The following is a 15,355-nucleotide window of genomic DNA, read 5'->3' on the forward strand; positions in this document are numbered from 1 at the left end:
CTGGAGGTTACAGTGTGGGACAGCTCATTAAGCTTCAAGACTATATTTCGCGCTACGAGCTAGATATTTACCATTATCCGAGCGAGTTCATTCGTTTGAAAAAAAAACAATGGGAACGAATGAAGCAGGCGTGGGAGACGGGTCAACTTGCGATGCGGACGGAGCTACATTCACAACAATCGTGGAAATGGCTTGAAGAAGAGCCATCGCTTTTTGATAAAGTGAAACAACTATGGAAACGAAAAAAAGTAAAAGACATAGAAAATGAAAACGAACAGCCGAACGAAGAGGAAGAATTTGTCGTTTCCATTACGTCTGAGCCGCGAACGCTTGAAGAGTTAAAAATATTATTTTTAGAAAAGCTGTTTCAACTGCAAATTCGTTGGGCAAGTTCAACATTAACGGAAGAATCTATTATTGATCCGAAATATTATTATGATGTACAATTAAAATATTTTTTGCAACGTTTTCCTGATACATACTTATGTATGTATAAACCTGTATTTTTATTGAAAAAAGCCCCTGTCGAGCTAAATACGATTTTAATTAGTCCGACAACGACTTGGTGTATTGCGTTTACAGAAGAACGAAAAAACAACATTATTGTCGGCTCGGCTGAACGATTTTGGACGGAGATGGTTGACGATGTGGAACGAAAAATCGTCAATCCGATGATTTCCCTTCACCGAACAGAAAAAGTTGTTCAAACGATTTATAAACAATTTGCCGTCGATATGCCGATAAAAAAAGTGTTAATCAATCGTGAAGGATATATTGATTATCGTTATGCACCAAGCGATCTTGAAATCATTGATCGGCGACATTATGAGGCGTGGTTTATGTCGCTAAGACAATTGACGATGCCGCTGAAGCATATGCAGTTGAAGGCAGCCCAATCATTGCTGACATATTGTGATGCGCGTTACTACGATCCGCTCGTTGTAGAACAATTTGAAGAGGCTGATGAGTAACGGTCAGCCTCTTTTTTGAATTTTTGTATATGGCAATAACAAGATCAATTAAATACTTTTTTTGTTGTTCTTGCATAATAAGTAAGTAACCAGATGGTAAAAGTGGAAACGGAACGCTACATGAAATGCATGAATACATCATTTCTCCCCCCTATTTATCCATTTTACAACAAAAACCATTCATTTAAAAAGTGGAAGTTGGTGACCGACAATGTTTAAACAACAACCGTTTGAAGCCTACTTAGATGAACTGACAGTCATTACAATTTTAATACCGAACGATGTTGTTCACGAGCGTGCACCGCTATTTTTTTTATGTGATAAAGAACAAACAGCATACCGTTTAACGATTCGTTCAACAGAAAGACAACACTTATTTACAAAATATGAATGTACTGTCCCTTTTATTGTTGAATTAGGAAAACGATATGTTGTTTATACAGAAGAAGGATGGCAAGCCCCTCTACAAGTAGGGGCAGTAATGCGAACAAAGGCGTTCGATGATTTATATGCATATGACGGGAACGATCTCGGTGCAATGTACAAACCGGAAAAAACGACGTTTAAAGTGTGGGCGCCAACTGCTACAAACGTGTTACTAAAGCTTATTCATCCAACGACGAAAGAAGAAACAACTTATGAAATGATACGAGAACAAAAAGGGGTATGGACGTATACCATTTATGAAAATGTTGAACGATTTTTTTATACGTATATGACGTATGTGAATTTTGTTTGGCGTGAGGCGGTTGATCCTTATGCAAAAGCTGTTTCAGTAAACGGCACATATGGTGTTGTCGTTGACCTGACGAAGACAAATATCCCGAAACCGACCATGCCTCCGTTTATTTCTATGACGGATGCGATCATTTATGAAATGCACGTGCGTGATTTCACGATTCATCCTAAAAGTGGGGTGAAACATAAAGGGAAATATCTCGGTTTAACGGAGCGAGATACATTTGGACCGAACGAAACGGTGACAGGTCTTTCGTACGTGAAACAGCTCGGTGTGACACATGTTCAACTCATGCCTGTGCAAGATTTTGAAGGAGTGGATGAACTTCAGCCCCTTCAAATGTACAATTGGGGATACAACACCGTTCATTACAACGCCCCAGAAGGAAGTTACGCAACCGATCCAACCGATCCATACGCGCGCATCATTGAGTTAAAACAGGCGATTCGTGCGTTTCAAAACGAAGGTATTCGTGTTATTTTAGACGTTGTATATAATCACGTATATATTCGAGAAACATCGTCGTTTGAACATCTTGTTCCTGGTTATTATTTTCGATACGGATCAAATGGCTATCCGTCAAACGGGACAGGAGTTGGAAATGATTTAGCATCTGAGCGGAAAATGGTACGTAAATTTATTATTGATTCCGTCATGCATTGGCTAAACGAATACGGTGTTGACGGATTTCGTTTTGACTTAATGGGCATTTTAGATATAGATACGATGAATGACGTCCGTCGAGCGATTGATGCAATAGATCCGACAGTCATTGTGCTCGGGGAAGGTTGGGAGCTAGCCACTCCGTTATCTCGCGAAAAAAAGACGATGATTGCGAACGCAAAACATACCCCACGCATCGCTTATTTTAATGATCGATTTCGCGACTATGTAAAAGGCAGCACGTTTCAAGTTCGTGATCGAGGATTTGCATTAGGGGATTGCTCATATAAAGAAGCAGTAATGGAAGCGATTCGCGGAAGTATTCATCTTTTCTTTTCGCCAAGGCAAAGTGTGAATTATGTCGAATGTCACGATAACCATACGCTATGGGATAAAATGATGATTGCCAATGCACATGAGAGCGAATATATTCGACGGAAACGTCAAAAGCTAGCGACAGCGATCGTTTTATTATCTCAAGGCATTCCTTTTTTGCATAGCGGTCAAGAGTTTTATCGAACGAAACGAGGGATTGAAAATAGCTATAATGCTCCTGACGAAGTAAACCAAATCGATTGGGAACGCAAAAATGATTGGGAAGAAGACGTGCGGGAAATGATGCTTCTCATTGCGCTTCGTAAAAGACATGGTGCGTTTCGTTTTTTGACTGCTGATCAAGTTCGACGGCATATGAAGTTTTACGATACACATCCATCTGTCATTGCTTATCAGCTTGTTGATGTTGGACTGTACGGTCCATGGGAACAAATTGTTGTCGTTCACCATAATGAAGAAAAGAAAACGACGTTTCCTCTTTCTGAAGGGGAATGGAAAGTCGTTTTTAGTTCAAATCAAGAAGAAATAGGAAAAATATACGAACAGTTTGTTGAAATAAATGGAATTGGTACGTGGGTATTAATTGAATGTTGACGTGGAAACGATCAGAAAGATAAAATCTAGTAAGATGACAATCGCTATTTTTATTTTGACTAAGTCGAAAGGTGAGCTCACTTGGAACAGTTACTAGGTAAGGAGTGGGAAATTTCCCCAGCAGGCGGTGCGACAGGGGATGCATATATTGCGGAGCATGATGGGAAGAAGTTGTTTTTAAAGCGCAACTCTTCTCCATTTTTAGCTGTTTTGTCGGCAGAAGGAATCGTTCCAAAATTAGTTTGGACGAAACGAATGGAAAACGGGGATGTGATTACAGCCCAGCAGTTTTTACAAGCGCGCGAATTAAAGCCGCACGATATGACTAGCAAACAAGTTGCCCAACTACTTCGAAAAATTCATCGCTCAAAAGAATTGTTAGCGATGATGGAACGGCTCGGTAAAAAACCTTTATTGCCGAATCGTTTGCTAGAGGAAGTGAAAAAAAACGAATGTGTCATAAAAGAAAATGCTGTCGTGCAACAGGCTATTGCGTTTTTAGAGAAACATGTAAATGATGTGTATCATGAGGGTTATGTCGTTTGTCATTGTGATATGAATCATAACAATTGGTTGTTAACAGAAGATAACCAGCTCTATTTAATTGATTGGGATAGCGCGATGATTGCTGATCCGGCCATTGATATCGGGGTGTTGTTGTATGCTTACATTCCAAGAGAACAATGGGAAAGCTGGTTAGAGCAATACGGTTTACCGTTCAATGATCAATTGCTGTTGCGCATGAAATGGTATACGTTGGCTCAAACGATCGTGTTGCTTGCATGGCATAAAGGGCGGAATAATGAAAAGGAAATGCAACGATTGTTGCATTTCCTCGAGCATGTGTTACGTTAATTGATCCATCCATTCAGCGAGTTGTTGTTCATGTTGATCGATGTGTGAAGAAAGATCAGTTGCGTTTTTTCCGTTTTGACTGTACGTGTAAATATGGGATAATGTTTGTTTGAGTTCAGAATGGACAGCATCGTTTGCGATTAACGATTTGGCGAGCCGTTCAATTTGTTCACATTCGGCTACTGTCCCTGAACGATCAAGTTGATGCTCTGATAAAATGTCTTTTAACACAGTTAATTGATGCTCATGATTAATGGCCATGTTCATCCCCCTATTCGTTTTATAATATGGCCATTTTTATCTTTTTATATGCAAAGAAACGGAGGATGAGACGTGCGTTTACGAAATAAGCCTTGGGCGAAAGAAAAAATTGCATCATACCCACAATATATCATTCCACAACCGGAACAATATAAAGGCCGTTGGCATGAATTGTTTGCAAACGACCATCCCATTCATATTGAAATTGGGACAGGGAAAGGTCGCTTTATTACGGAAATGGCGAAAATGCATCCACATATCAACTATATCGGCATTGAGTTATATGAAAGCGTCATTGTATGTGCGCTGGACAAGCTTATTGAAAACGACTTGCCAAATTTACGTTTACTGAATGTGAATGCGAAAGAATTAACAAACATTTTTGCAAAGGGAGAAGTCGAGCGTATTTACTTAAATTTCTCCGATCCGTGGCCAAAAAAGCGACATGAGAAAAGACGGTTAACATATCGTTCATTTTTGGAGCTGTATGAAAACATTTTAGTTGATGAAGGGGAAATTCATTTTAAAACAGATAACCGTGGATTGTTTGAATATTCCCTTGTCAGCTTTTCTCAATACGGTTTAGTTCTTCAATATGTCAGCCTTGATCTTCATCGAAGCGATTTTGAAGGAAATGTCATGACAGAGTATGAACAAAAGTTTTCTGAAAAAGGAAATCCCATTTATCGCTGTGAAGTAAAATATCGAAAACCTATGTCATAATTGGGCATAGGTTTTTTTCTTTTCTGAATATTTTTGTAATGTTAAAATAAATCATGAGAGGGGGAGAACTGATGGAGAAATTAACGATCGGTCGAATAACGATGACGTGGTTGAATGGGGGAATTACACATTTAGATGGGGGAGCGATGTTTGGTGTCGTGCCCAAGCCGCTTTGGATGAAAAAATACCCATGCAACGACCAAAATCAAATTCCGCTTCGCACGGATCCGATTTTATTGCAAGTAGATGGGAAAAACATATTAATTGAATCAGGCATTGGAAAAGGAAAATTGAATGAGAAGCAAAAACGAAACTTTGGTGTAACGGAAGAATCTGACTTAGAAAATCAGTTGGCGCTTCTTTCTTTAACTCCTGAAGACATTGATCTTGTATTAATGACGCATTTGCACTTCGATCATGCGAGCGGTTTAACAAAATGGGAAGGAGATACGCTCGTTCCCACGTTTCCGCGTGCGCGCATTATTACATCGGCAGTGGAATGGGCGGAGATGAAAGAGCCAAATATTCGTTCCCGCAATACGTATTGGAAAGAAAACTGGGAAGCGATTGTCGAGCAAGTGGATACGTTTGCTGAGCAGTTAGAAGTCGTTCCTAGTGTTACGATGATTCATACAGGCGGTCATAGTGATGGACATGCCATTATTATTATTACATCTGAAGGAGAAACGGCCGTTCATCTCGGTGATTTAATGCCGACGCATGCACATCAAAATCCGCTTTGGGTGATGGCGTATGATGATTATCCGATGACGTCCATTTTCGCTAAACAAAAATGGCTCGCCTATGGAATGGAAAACGATGCATGGTTTACGTTTTATCACGATGCGTATTACCGTGCTGTCCGTTGGAATGACGAGTTTCAAATCGTTGAATCGATTAAACGTCAATAAAAACCCAAGCGGCTTGCTTGGGTTTTACAATTTTCGCGCTTCAATAATTGTTCCTGTTTTTGCATCAATGAGACACTCATATGCGCCAGTTGGACGAGTAATGCCACCTCGATAGACGTTGTAGCGCAGCCCATTTTTTTCAATTGTTTCAACGGTTGTTTGGATCCACGATCCTGTAATGTCACCCGTTTGTTGAAACGCTTCTTTCGCCTTTTGAAGCGCTTGTTCAGATGAAATAAAACGTCGATGTTGCCACTCATTCCATATGTATGCTGCCGTTGCACCGACAACGATCCCAGTAAGAAACGTTTTGACGCGCATAATCCATTCCTCCACTTTTTCTTTTAGTATACCGAATTGTTCGAGTGGAAACTACATGTAAAATTCGCTACAATGACAAATAGCGAGCAAAGAAAGGGGAAAAAACGATGGATTTGCAGTTGTTTCAAACGTTAACCGAATTGCCGGGGGCACCGGGGAATGAACATGCGGTGCGTGCCTTTATGCGTGAACAGTTACAAAAATATGCTGATGATATTGTGCAAGATCGGCTTGGGAGCATTTTTGGAGTGAAGCGCGGAACAGAAAATGGTCCAGTCGTGATGGTTGCAGGGCATATGGATGAAGTAGGTTTTATGGTCACCGCCATTACAGAACAAGGAATGATTCGTTTTCAGCCGCTTGGAGGTTGGTGGAATCAAGTATTGTTAGCACAACGTGTACAAATTATAACAGATCGCGGTCCGATTATTGGTGTGATCGGCTCGATTCCTCCTCATTTGCTTGACGAAGAGCAGCGAAAAAAGCCAATGGATATAAACAATATGCTCATTGATGTTGGGGCAGATGATCGGAATGATGCTGAGCGCATGGGCATTCGCCCGGGGCAACAAATTGTGCCTATTTGTCCGTTTACACCGATGGCAAACGAGAAAAAAATTATGGCGAAAGCATGGGACAATCGTTACGGCTGTGGTTTAGCCATTGAGTTGTTAAAAGAGTTAAAAGATGAAACGATACCGAATGTATTATATTCTGGAGCGACGGTCCAAGAAGAAGTGGGGCTTCGTGGGGCGCAAACGGCAGCAACAATGATCAAACCAGATATTTTCTTTGCGCTAGATGCAAGCCCAGCGAACGATATGACAGGGGACGAAAAAGAGTTTGGGCATCTCGGCAAAGGTGCACTTGTACGCATTTACGATCGTACAATGATTACGCATCGCGGCATGCGTGAATTTATTTTAGATATCGCAGAAACAAACAACATTCCATATCAATATTTTATTTCACCGGGCGGTGGAACAGATGCAGGAAGAGTACATATCGCCAATAGCGGCGTCCCTTCAGCTGTCATTGGCATTTGTGCACGCTATATTCATACACATGCTTCCATCATTCATGTGGATGACTATGAAGCGGCAAAACAATTATTAGTCGCTCTTGTGAAACGATGTGACCGCGCGACAGTAGACGCGATTCGTCATAACGCTTAAGGAGATCGAGAAATGAACATAGCTGTTGGAACGAAAAATAATACGAAAGTGAAAGCGGTAAAGGCTGTGTTTCATGAGGCACACTATACGATTATTTCGAGTGATGTGCAACCGAGCGTGTCAAAACAGCCGTTTTCCGATGAAGAAACGTTGCAAGGTGCGATTGAGCGGGCGACGTTAGCTGTTTGTAAACAACAAGCACATATCGGGATCGGTTTAGAAGGTGGCGTGTTCATCGCACAAAACGGGGGAATTTGGTTATGTAATTGGGGGGCGCTCGTTGATCGCGATGGAGTTGTTGTTGTGGCAGGAGGGGCACGTATTCCCCTCCCCGCTGAAATCGGTGAACAATTAAGAGGTGGAAAAGAATTAGCTGAAGTGATGGATGAATACGCAAATCGCCGCGACGTTCGTTCAAATGAAGGGGCGATTGGTATTTTGACGAACGGAGCGATCGATCGAACAACGATGTATACACATATTGTTCATCTGTTAAAAGGACAGTATGAACATCAAAAGAAAGGATGAATAGATAGATGAAAACAATCGAACGTATGGAGCAATATAACGAAGTCATTCAACATGGGAAAGTCATTATGATGTTTACGGCTGATTGGTGTCCTGATTGTCAAGTCATCAAGCCGATTTTGCCAGAAATCGAAGAACAGTTTTCGGATTATACGTTTTATGCGGTTGATCGCGATCAATTGCTCGATTTGTTTACAGCGCATAACGTATTTGGCATTCCAAGCTTTATCGCGTATGAAAACGGACAAGAACGAGGCCGATTTGTCAGCAAAGATCGGAAAACAAAAGAAGAAATCGTCGCTTTTATTGAACATTTAGGTGAGCGGGATGAATAGTAAACAAATAAGCGAGCATATTCAACAGCGGTTATGTCATTATCCGTGGGAGTTTCAATGGGATCGAAAAAAAGATACACTCCGCATTGAACATCGCGAAACGAAAAAAGGAGTGACGATCTCCTTGCCTCCAATTATTGCGAAATGGGAACTAGAGAAAGAGCGCGCCATTGATGAAGTCGTTTATTATGTAGAACAAACATTGAACGCATTACATGATGATTCACCGTTGCGTGAAAAAGAAAAGCACGTATATCCAGTTATTCGTTCTACTTCGTTTCCGACAAAGACGAACGAAGGAGCGATGTTTATTTATGATGAGCATACGGCAGAAACGCGCATTTATTATGCACTTGATCTAGGAACAACGTATCGGCTCATTGATGAGCGGTTAGTTGAATCGGAGCGTTGGGATGTGCAACAATTAAAAGAAATTGCACGTTTTAATGTTCGGTCATTGCCGACAACGGTAAAAGAAGACCGTGTTGCAGGTAATACGTTTTACTTTTTGAATACAAACGATGGGTATGATGCAAGTCGCATATTAAACGATGCTTTTTTAAAAAAGTTTTCTGAAAAAATAAAAGGAACAATGTTATTGGCCGTTCCTCATCAAGATGTGCTTATTATTGCTGACATTGAGAACGAAATCGGATATGATGTACTTGCGCAGTTGACGATGAGTTTTTTTGCAAGCGGTCGAGTGCCGATTACCGCCCTCTCATTTTTATACGAAGATGGGCAACTTCAACCGATTTTTATTCTCGGAAAAAATCGTCGAAAGGATGAGACACAATGAATGTATTTTACAATCGTGAAGGGATCGGAGATACGTTACTTATTACATTGAAAGCTGTTGATCCGCAAGTGCGAGCTTTTGAGAAAAAAGGAGATGTCGTGCGCATTTTCAATGAGCAGACAGGTGAGACGGTCGGTTACAATATTTTTCACGCGTCTACATACGGCACATTTGAAGGAAATGGTGTCGTCGAACGAACAGAACAACTGATTGCGACAATTAATGATATACTGCAAAAAAATGGTGTAGATGAGCAAGTAGCGGCTGATTTGTCACCGAAGTTTGTCGTCGGTTACGTGAAACAAAAAGAGAAACACCCGAATGCTGATAAGTTAAGCGTTTGTCAAGTCGATGTCGGTACGGAGACGTTGCAAATTGTATGTGGCGCTCCAAACGTTGACGCTGGGCAAAAAGTTGTTGTTGCAAAAGTTGGCGCAGTCATGCCAAGCGGTCTTGTCATTCAAGAGGCAGAGCTGCGTGGCGTAAAATCTTACGGAATGATTTGCTCGGCACGCGAACTAAACTTACCGAACGCTCCTCAAGAGAAAGGCATTCTCGTTTTAAATGATGAGTACGAAGTAGGCCAACCATTTTTCAGCTGACTTCCGTTGCGGCAGTCAGCTTTTTTTGTGATAAAATAAAACTGAATGTACAAAGAAAGAGTGAGGACTGAATGGGTTGGTTAAAGGCATTATTTCGTTATTTATTTGGGGGGAACGATGAGATAAAAGAGACGCGAAAACACCCTCCATCTGTGCCAAAAAACGAACATAAAGAGATGGAGGCGAAAGTCGTTTATGAATATCCGAAAGGAAAGTTTCGCTTTCCGTTAATTCCAGATGAACCGACAGAAAGAAGAAAAGATAGAACAGATGAACCGTCGTCACAAAGGAGTTCATTTGAGAAAAAAGTATATCGTCTCGATCGTCAAGCGGGTGAATCACGCGCATTTCGCCCAACGGATGTCCCATCACCTGTATTTGGTTATAAACGAATGGAACGTGTAGAACGAAAAAATGAAGATAAACAAATGGTTGAATTTGAACTTCCGAGTGTTGAAAAAGTCGAAACAAACGAATGCGTGAATGTAGAGGCAACTGAATCGATAGAAAAAGAAGAACATTTTGTTGCTGAGACAAACGAACATGCGCATATACAGGAGAGTGAGACACTTCGTCATGAGGTGGGCGATTTTGTTCATGAAAAGGAAGACGAAAAACGAGAAGAAGCAGAAATGGCTGAAGAGAAAACGGAACAAAAACAGCCGCAAGAAAATAAAGAGCAAGAGCGATTAGAAGAAAAAGAGGAGCGAGTACGTCAGCGAAGTGGTGTGCCATACAATGTGATGATGTTAAAGCAAGATCGGGAAAAATGGGAAGAGCGGCAAAAACAGTCAACGTACGTGTTTCCGTCCTTATCGTTGTTGCATCCGCCACTTATCCGTCAAGAAGACGATGAAACATGGTTAAAAGAACAAGCGGAGCGATTGAACGAGACGTTTAAAAATTTTAACGTTGGAGCAAAGGTTGTTCATGTAACGAAAGGTCCGACAGTTACTCGTTTTGAAGTACAGCCGGAACTTGGTGTGAAAGTGAATAAAATTACGAATTTAGCAGATGATATTAAATTAAATTTAGCAGCTGTCGATATTCGTATGGAAGCACCTATTCCAGGGAAAAACACGATAGGGATTGAAGTGCCGAATCGATCAAGTCGCCCGGTCTTTATTCGCGAAGTATTACAAAGCGAAGCGTTTCAAAAGTCAGACTCTCCATTAACCGTTGCTTTAGGGTTAGATATTTCAGGGAGACCAATTGTTACCGATTTAAAAAAGATGCCCCATGGATTGATCGCTGGGGCAACAGGATCAGGAAAAAGTGTATGTATGAATGCGATGTTAGTCAGCTTGCTGTACAAAGCAACACCACATGAAGTGAAGTTGCTATTGATCGATCCGAAAATGGTCGAGCTTGCACCATACAATTATATTCCACACTTAGTGAGCCCGGTCATCACTGATGCAAAAGCAGCAACAGCAGCGTTAAAATGGGCTGTGTCTGAAATGGAGCGACGATACGAACTATTCGCGCATACGGGTGTGCGTGATATTGTTCGTTACAACGATTTAGTACGAAAAGCACAAAAGACGGAACAACATTTACCTTATATCGTCATTGTTATTGATGAGCTTGCGGATTTAATGATGGTTGCGCCCGCTGATGTCGAGGAAGCGATTTGTCGTATTGCTCAAAAAGCGCGAGCATGCGGTATGCACTTGCTTGTTGCTACACAACGGCCATCGGTGGACGTGATTACCGGCTTAATTAAAGCAAATATTCCAACACGCATTGCCTTTTCTGTATCGTCGCAAATTGATTCACGCACGATTATCGATATAAACGGCGCAGAAAAGTTACTTGGGCGAGGCGATATGTTATTTTTAGAAAATGGAACGGCGAAGCCGATTCGTTTACAAGGAAATTTCGTATCTGATGAAGAAATTGAGCGCGTTGTCGCCCATGTGCGTCAGCAAATGGAACCGTCTTACTTATTCCAACATGACGAGCTGTTGCAACAACATGTACAAGCTGATGAAGATGATGAATTGTTTTACGAGGCGTGTGAATTTGTTGTTCAACAGGGTGGAGCTTCCACATCAAGTTTACAACGTCGCTTTCGCATTGGCTACAACCGAGCAGCACGCTTAATCGAGATGATGGAGCAACGCGGAATCGTATCCGCTCCGAAAGGAAGCAAGCCACGCGATGTTTTAATTGATGAACAAGATCTTGAACAACTACAAGACACAATTTAGATAAAGTAGTCGTGAAATAGAAAACATGCTATGCTAAATACGTGAAAACGATGGTTGAAGGGGAAAGCAAAATGAAAGAAATCGAATTAAAGCTACAAGGAAAAATTAAACGGTTAACGAATAAAACATTTAAATTTGATGAGCGTGTGCGAGATGGCTGGTTTTCAGCTGTATATTTTTTGAAAACGCGTGAAATTGTAAAACAATTTCGCCCAAATAATATTGTCACGATGCAGTTTTTTCAAAAAGAACATGCCGTTTTATGCGGAACGGATGAAGTGATTGCTTTATTGCATACGTTTGCGGATGAGCCAGAAAAATTAGAAATTTATTCATTAAAAGACGGAGATAAAATTAGTCCGTTTGAGACAGTGCTCACTATTACCGGTCCGTATCAAAATTTCGGATATTTAGAAGGCATTATTGATGGAATTTTAGCGCGGCGAACATCTGTAGCAACAAACGTGTATAACGTTGTTAAAGCAGCAGCTTTATCTGGTGTACAAAAACCGGTCATTTTTATGGGAGATCGTGATGACCATTTTATGATGCAAGCAGGTGACGGATATGCTGCTTTTATTGGTGGTTCAACTGCACAAGCGACACATGCGATGAACGAATGGTGGGGAAAACAAGGAATGGGGACGATGCCGCATGCGCTCATTCAATTGTTTGATGGGGATGTTGTTGCGGCGGCAAAGGCGTATCACGAAAAATATCCAGACGATGATTTAATTGTTCTTGTTGATTATAACAATGACTGTATTACAGATGCGCTGAAAGTGGCGCGAGAGTTTGGTGATAAGTTAAAGGCTGTTCGCGTTGATACGTCTCGAACAATGATCGACCAATATTTTATTCGCCATCCAGAAGTGCTCGGTACTTTTGATCCGCGTGGCGTGAATCCACCACTTATTTTCGCTTTGCGTGAGGCACTTGATCGCGAAGGATTTGAGCATGTGAAAATCGTTGTTAGCGGTGGATTCAACGAACAGCGCATTATTGAGTTCGAAAAGCAAGGTGTGCCGGTTGATATGTACGGTGTAGGAAGTAGTTTGTTAAAAGTACATATCGGTTTTACTGGTGATAACGTGTTATTAAACGGAAAACATCAAGCGAAAGCAGGGCGGCGTTACCGTCCAAATCCACGTCTCGAAAAAGTGGAGTATACTGGTCAGTAACACGGAAAAACTGATAGAAGAATGATGCTTCTATCAGTTTTTCTTATCATTGCTCGCAAACGATGGTATAATGAAGTTTGTTACATAAGATGAAAATAGCAAAACGGAATTTGTGTCATATACTGCTATATAGATCAACGATAGTTGGTGGAGGTTTTTTTATGACTACTTACCATTTTGTCGGCATTAAAGGAACTGGAATGAGCGCACTTGCTCAAGTGTTACATGATATGAAATGTGCTGTGCAAGGTTCAGATTACGATAAGCGGTTTTTTACGCAAGAAGCTTTAGAAGAACGAGGAATTCCTATCTTCCCATTTAGTGCTGAAAATATTCAAAAAGATATGGTTGTGATTGCAGGGAACGCATTTCCAGATACTCATGAAGAAATTGTAGCCGCTCGCGAACTCGGTGTACCCGTCATTCGTTACCATCAATTTTTAGGTGAATTTTTACAAAAATTCACTAGTATCGCTGTGACTGGCGCCCATGGAAAGACGTCAACGACCGGATTGCTCGCTCATGTGATGCAAGGAGCGCAACCGACGTCATATTTGATTGGGGATGGTTCGGGAAAGGGAAGAGAAGGAAGTAAGTATTTTGTATTTGAAGCGTGCGAGTATCGTCGCCATTTTCTAGCCTATTCTCCTGATTATGCGATTATGACAAATATTGATTTCGATCATCCAGATTATTTTGCAAATATTGAAGATGTGTTTTCAGCATTTCAACAAATGGCATGGCAAGTGAAAAAAGGAATTATCGCCTGTGGGGATGATGAATATTTACAAAAAATCCAAGCGAAAGTTCCTGTTGTTTTTTATGGATTTGGTGAAGATAACGATTTCCAAGCACGAAATATTGTAAAAACATCGGAAGGTACATCGTTTGATGTGTTTGTGCGCCATACGTTTTTCGCTTCTTTTCATATTCCACGATATGGCGATCATAACGTGCTTAATGCGCTTGCTGTCATTGCGCTTTGCCATTATGAAGGAATTGATGTAAGCATTATTCAAGAACGATTAAAAACGTTTCCTGGGGTGAAACGTCGCTTTCATGAGAAGCCGTTCGGTTCGCAAGTGCTTATTGATGATTATGCTCATCATCCGACAGAAATACGAGCAACGATTGAGGCAGCAAGACAAAAGTATCCAGAGCGTCAAATTGTTGCGATTTTCCAACCACACACATATACACGAACGCAAACATTTTTACAACAGTTTGCGGAAAGTTTATCGCTTGCTGATGCGGTATATTTGTGCGATATTTTTGGGTCGGCGCGCGAACATCAAGGGAAATTGTCGATCGAAGATTTACGTGAAAAAATTGATGGAGCAAAGCTTTTGCATGAGGAACAAGTTGATGTGTTAAAACAGCATGATCACGCTGTCCTTATTTTTATGGGGGCAGGCGATATTCAAAAATTTCAAGAGAAATACGAACAATCGGTTCACGTATAAGTAAAAAGCAACTATGATGCGCTCATAGTTGCCTTTTTCATTTGTTCATATGTGACGTTCCAATGTGAAGCATGCCACTCTACCCCTTGTTCCGTCACCCATAGCACTTGAGGGGATTCGTGCTTTACTTGGAACGCTTCTGCGATATGCTGTGACAAAGGGCGAGCATGTTGCACATGCAAGTAATAGGCGCGAATGTGTGGAAAATCGTTTGTAAAGCGCTCAAACTCTCCCCATGCCCGATGGCTAATTGGACATGTAAGGCTATGTTTCATAAATAAAAACGGGCGATGTGACGAGCAAATTTGCTCAAATTGCTCAATTGTTTCAACTTTCTCCATGTGCATCAGTTCCTTTATTCAAACGTTTTTCGGCATCATGAACCGCCTGTTCGGTTTCTTTTAATAACTGTTCTACATCTGATGAAGGGAGCGGAATCGGGATAGATGAAACCGGCTGTGGTTTCTCTTGTTCGCTTTTTGTCGGTTCCTCTTTTTCTTCGCTTTTCCCCCATTTGTTTATATTGCTCTCTTTTAACTCATTCAATAGCTGTTTCCCTTGTTCTGTTGATTCAGTCAATAACTGCTTTCCACGTTCACTTGACAAGAATAGTGCTGCTGCTGCACCCGCAATTCCTCCAACGATTGCCCCAAGTAGAAAAGAACCGTTTTTCGCCATATGAATG

Annotated in this window: 17 protein-coding genes; 13 read left to right on the top strand and 4 right to left on the bottom strand. The window is 41.1% G+C overall.

All coding sequences use genetic code 11. The features are described from left to right. Positions 1–14 precede the first annotated feature (14 nt). From JV16_RS05980 to JV16_RS05990, 3 genes are all read left to right on the top strand, one after another. Entirely contained in the window at positions 15–971 is a 957-nt protein-coding gene (locus JV16_RS05980) for a hypothetical protein (protein WP_021095585.1), read from the top strand. A gap of 211 nt (positions 972–1,182) precedes the next feature. Then, positions 1,183–3,303, top strand: a complete 2,121-nt coding sequence (gene pulA, locus JV16_RS05985; RefSeq protein ID WP_021095587.1) for a type I pullulanase — start codon at positions 1,183–1,185, stop codon at positions 3,301–3,303. A gap of 81 nt (positions 3,304–3,384) precedes the next feature. After that, positions 3,385–4,158, top strand: a complete 774-nt coding sequence (locus JV16_RS05990) for a phosphotransferase family protein (protein WP_042534714.1) — start codon at positions 3,385–3,387, stop codon at positions 4,156–4,158. Here the strand turns inward: JV16_RS05990 and JV16_RS05995 are convergent. Then, positions 4,150–4,419 carry a YtzH-like family protein gene (locus tag JV16_RS05995; protein WP_021095589.1) on the bottom strand — a complete coding sequence of 90 codons (270 nt, stop codon included), beginning with the start codon at positions 4,417–4,419 and terminating at the stop codon, positions 4,150–4,152. The two genes, JV16_RS05990 and JV16_RS05995, sit on opposite strands and share 9 nt — an antisense overlap. A gap of 72 nt (positions 4,420–4,491) precedes the next feature. Between JV16_RS05995 and trmB the strand changes: the two genes are divergently transcribed. Then, entirely contained in the window at positions 4,492–5,142 is a 651-nt protein-coding gene (gene trmB, locus JV16_RS06000) for a tRNA (guanosine(46)-N7)-methyltransferase TrmB (RefSeq protein WP_021095590.1), read from the top strand. Between the two features lie 71 nt (positions 5,143–5,213). After that, the gene (locus JV16_RS06005) at positions 5,214–6,053 is read left to right on the top strand and encodes a YtnP family quorum-quenching lactonase (protein WP_042534716.1); all 840 of its coding nucleotides are present in this window, start codon (positions 5,214–5,216) and stop codon (positions 6,051–6,053) included. A 24-nt stretch (positions 6,054–6,077) separates the two neighbouring features. On the opposite strand, the gene JV16_RS06010 is transcribed toward JV16_RS06005, so the two are convergent. Then, complete coding sequence (locus JV16_RS06010) at positions 6,078–6,374, bottom strand: PepSY domain-containing protein (protein ID WP_021095592.1); 297 nt, start codon at positions 6,372–6,374, stop codon at positions 6,078–6,080. A gap of 107 nt (positions 6,375–6,481) precedes the next feature. Here JV16_RS06010 and JV16_RS06015 point away from each other — a divergent pair, with 107 nt between their 5' ends. The 8 genes from JV16_RS06015 (at position 6,482) to murC (ending at position 14,670) form a co-directional block, all read left to right on the top strand. Continuing rightward, the gene (locus JV16_RS06015) at positions 6,482–7,549 is read left to right on the top strand and encodes a M42 family metallopeptidase (RefSeq protein ID WP_042534719.1); all 1,068 of its coding nucleotides are present in this window, start codon (positions 6,482–6,484) and stop codon (positions 7,547–7,549) included. A gap of 12 nt (positions 7,550–7,561) precedes the next feature. Beyond that, entirely contained in the window at positions 7,562–8,077 is a 516-nt protein-coding gene (locus tag JV16_RS06020; RefSeq protein ID WP_042534721.1) for a DUF84 family protein, read from the top strand. An 8-nt stretch (positions 8,078–8,085) separates the two neighbouring features. Next, positions 8,086–8,412, top strand: a complete 327-nt coding sequence (locus JV16_RS06025) for a thioredoxin family protein (RefSeq protein ID WP_021095595.1) — start codon at positions 8,086–8,088, stop codon at positions 8,410–8,412. Further along, a complete protein-coding gene (locus JV16_RS06030) occupies positions 8,405–9,211 on the top strand; it encodes a DUF1444 domain-containing protein (protein ID WP_042534723.1) in 807 nt (268 codons plus the stop codon). Before JV16_RS06025 ends, JV16_RS06030 begins: the two co-directional genes overlap by 8 nt. Continuing rightward, the gene (gene ytpR, locus JV16_RS06035) at positions 9,208–9,813 is read left to right on the top strand and encodes a YtpR family tRNA-binding protein (protein WP_021095597.1); all 606 of its coding nucleotides are present in this window, start codon (positions 9,208–9,210) and stop codon (positions 9,811–9,813) included. The genes JV16_RS06030 and ytpR overlap by 4 nt, the downstream gene beginning before the upstream one ends. A 71-nt stretch (positions 9,814–9,884) precedes the next feature. After that, complete coding sequence (locus JV16_RS06040) at positions 9,885–12,026, top strand: DNA translocase FtsK (RefSeq protein WP_042534725.1); 2,142 nt, start codon at positions 9,885–9,887, stop codon at positions 12,024–12,026. A 71-nt stretch (positions 12,027–12,097) separates the two neighbouring features. Further along, positions 12,098–13,207: a nicotinate phosphoribosyltransferase gene (locus JV16_RS06045; RefSeq protein WP_021095599.1), complete on the top strand. Its 1,110-nt coding sequence runs from the start codon at positions 12,098–12,100 to the stop codon at positions 13,205–13,207. Between the two features lie 161 nt (positions 13,208–13,368). Then, positions 13,369–14,670, top strand: coding sequence for a UDP-N-acetylmuramate--L-alanine ligase (gene murC, locus JV16_RS06050; RefSeq protein WP_021095600.1), 1,302 nt, complete (start codon positions 13,369–13,371; stop codon positions 14,668–14,670). 11 nt (positions 14,671–14,681) lie between these two features. Here murC and ytxJ read toward each other — a convergent pair whose 3' ends face one another. Both ytxJ and JV16_RS06060 read right to left on the bottom strand, forming a co-directional pair. Beyond that, positions 14,682–15,011 carry a bacillithiol system redox-active protein YtxJ gene (gene ytxJ / locus JV16_RS06055; protein WP_021095601.1) on the bottom strand — a complete coding sequence of 110 codons (330 nt, stop codon included), beginning with the start codon at positions 15,009–15,011 and terminating at the stop codon, positions 14,682–14,684. Next, positions 14,998–15,348 (bottom strand): hypothetical protein, encoded by a 351-nt coding sequence (locus tag JV16_RS06060; RefSeq protein WP_021095602.1) that lies wholly within the window; start codon positions 15,346–15,348, stop codon positions 14,998–15,000. The genes ytxJ and JV16_RS06060 overlap by 14 nt, the downstream gene beginning before the upstream one ends. Positions 15,349–15,355 lie beyond the last annotated feature (7 nt).

Source organism: Anoxybacillus ayderensis, assembly GCF_000833605.1.
Taxonomy (GTDB): Bacteria; Bacillota; Bacilli; order Bacillales; family Anoxybacillaceae; genus Anoxybacillus; species Anoxybacillus ayderensis.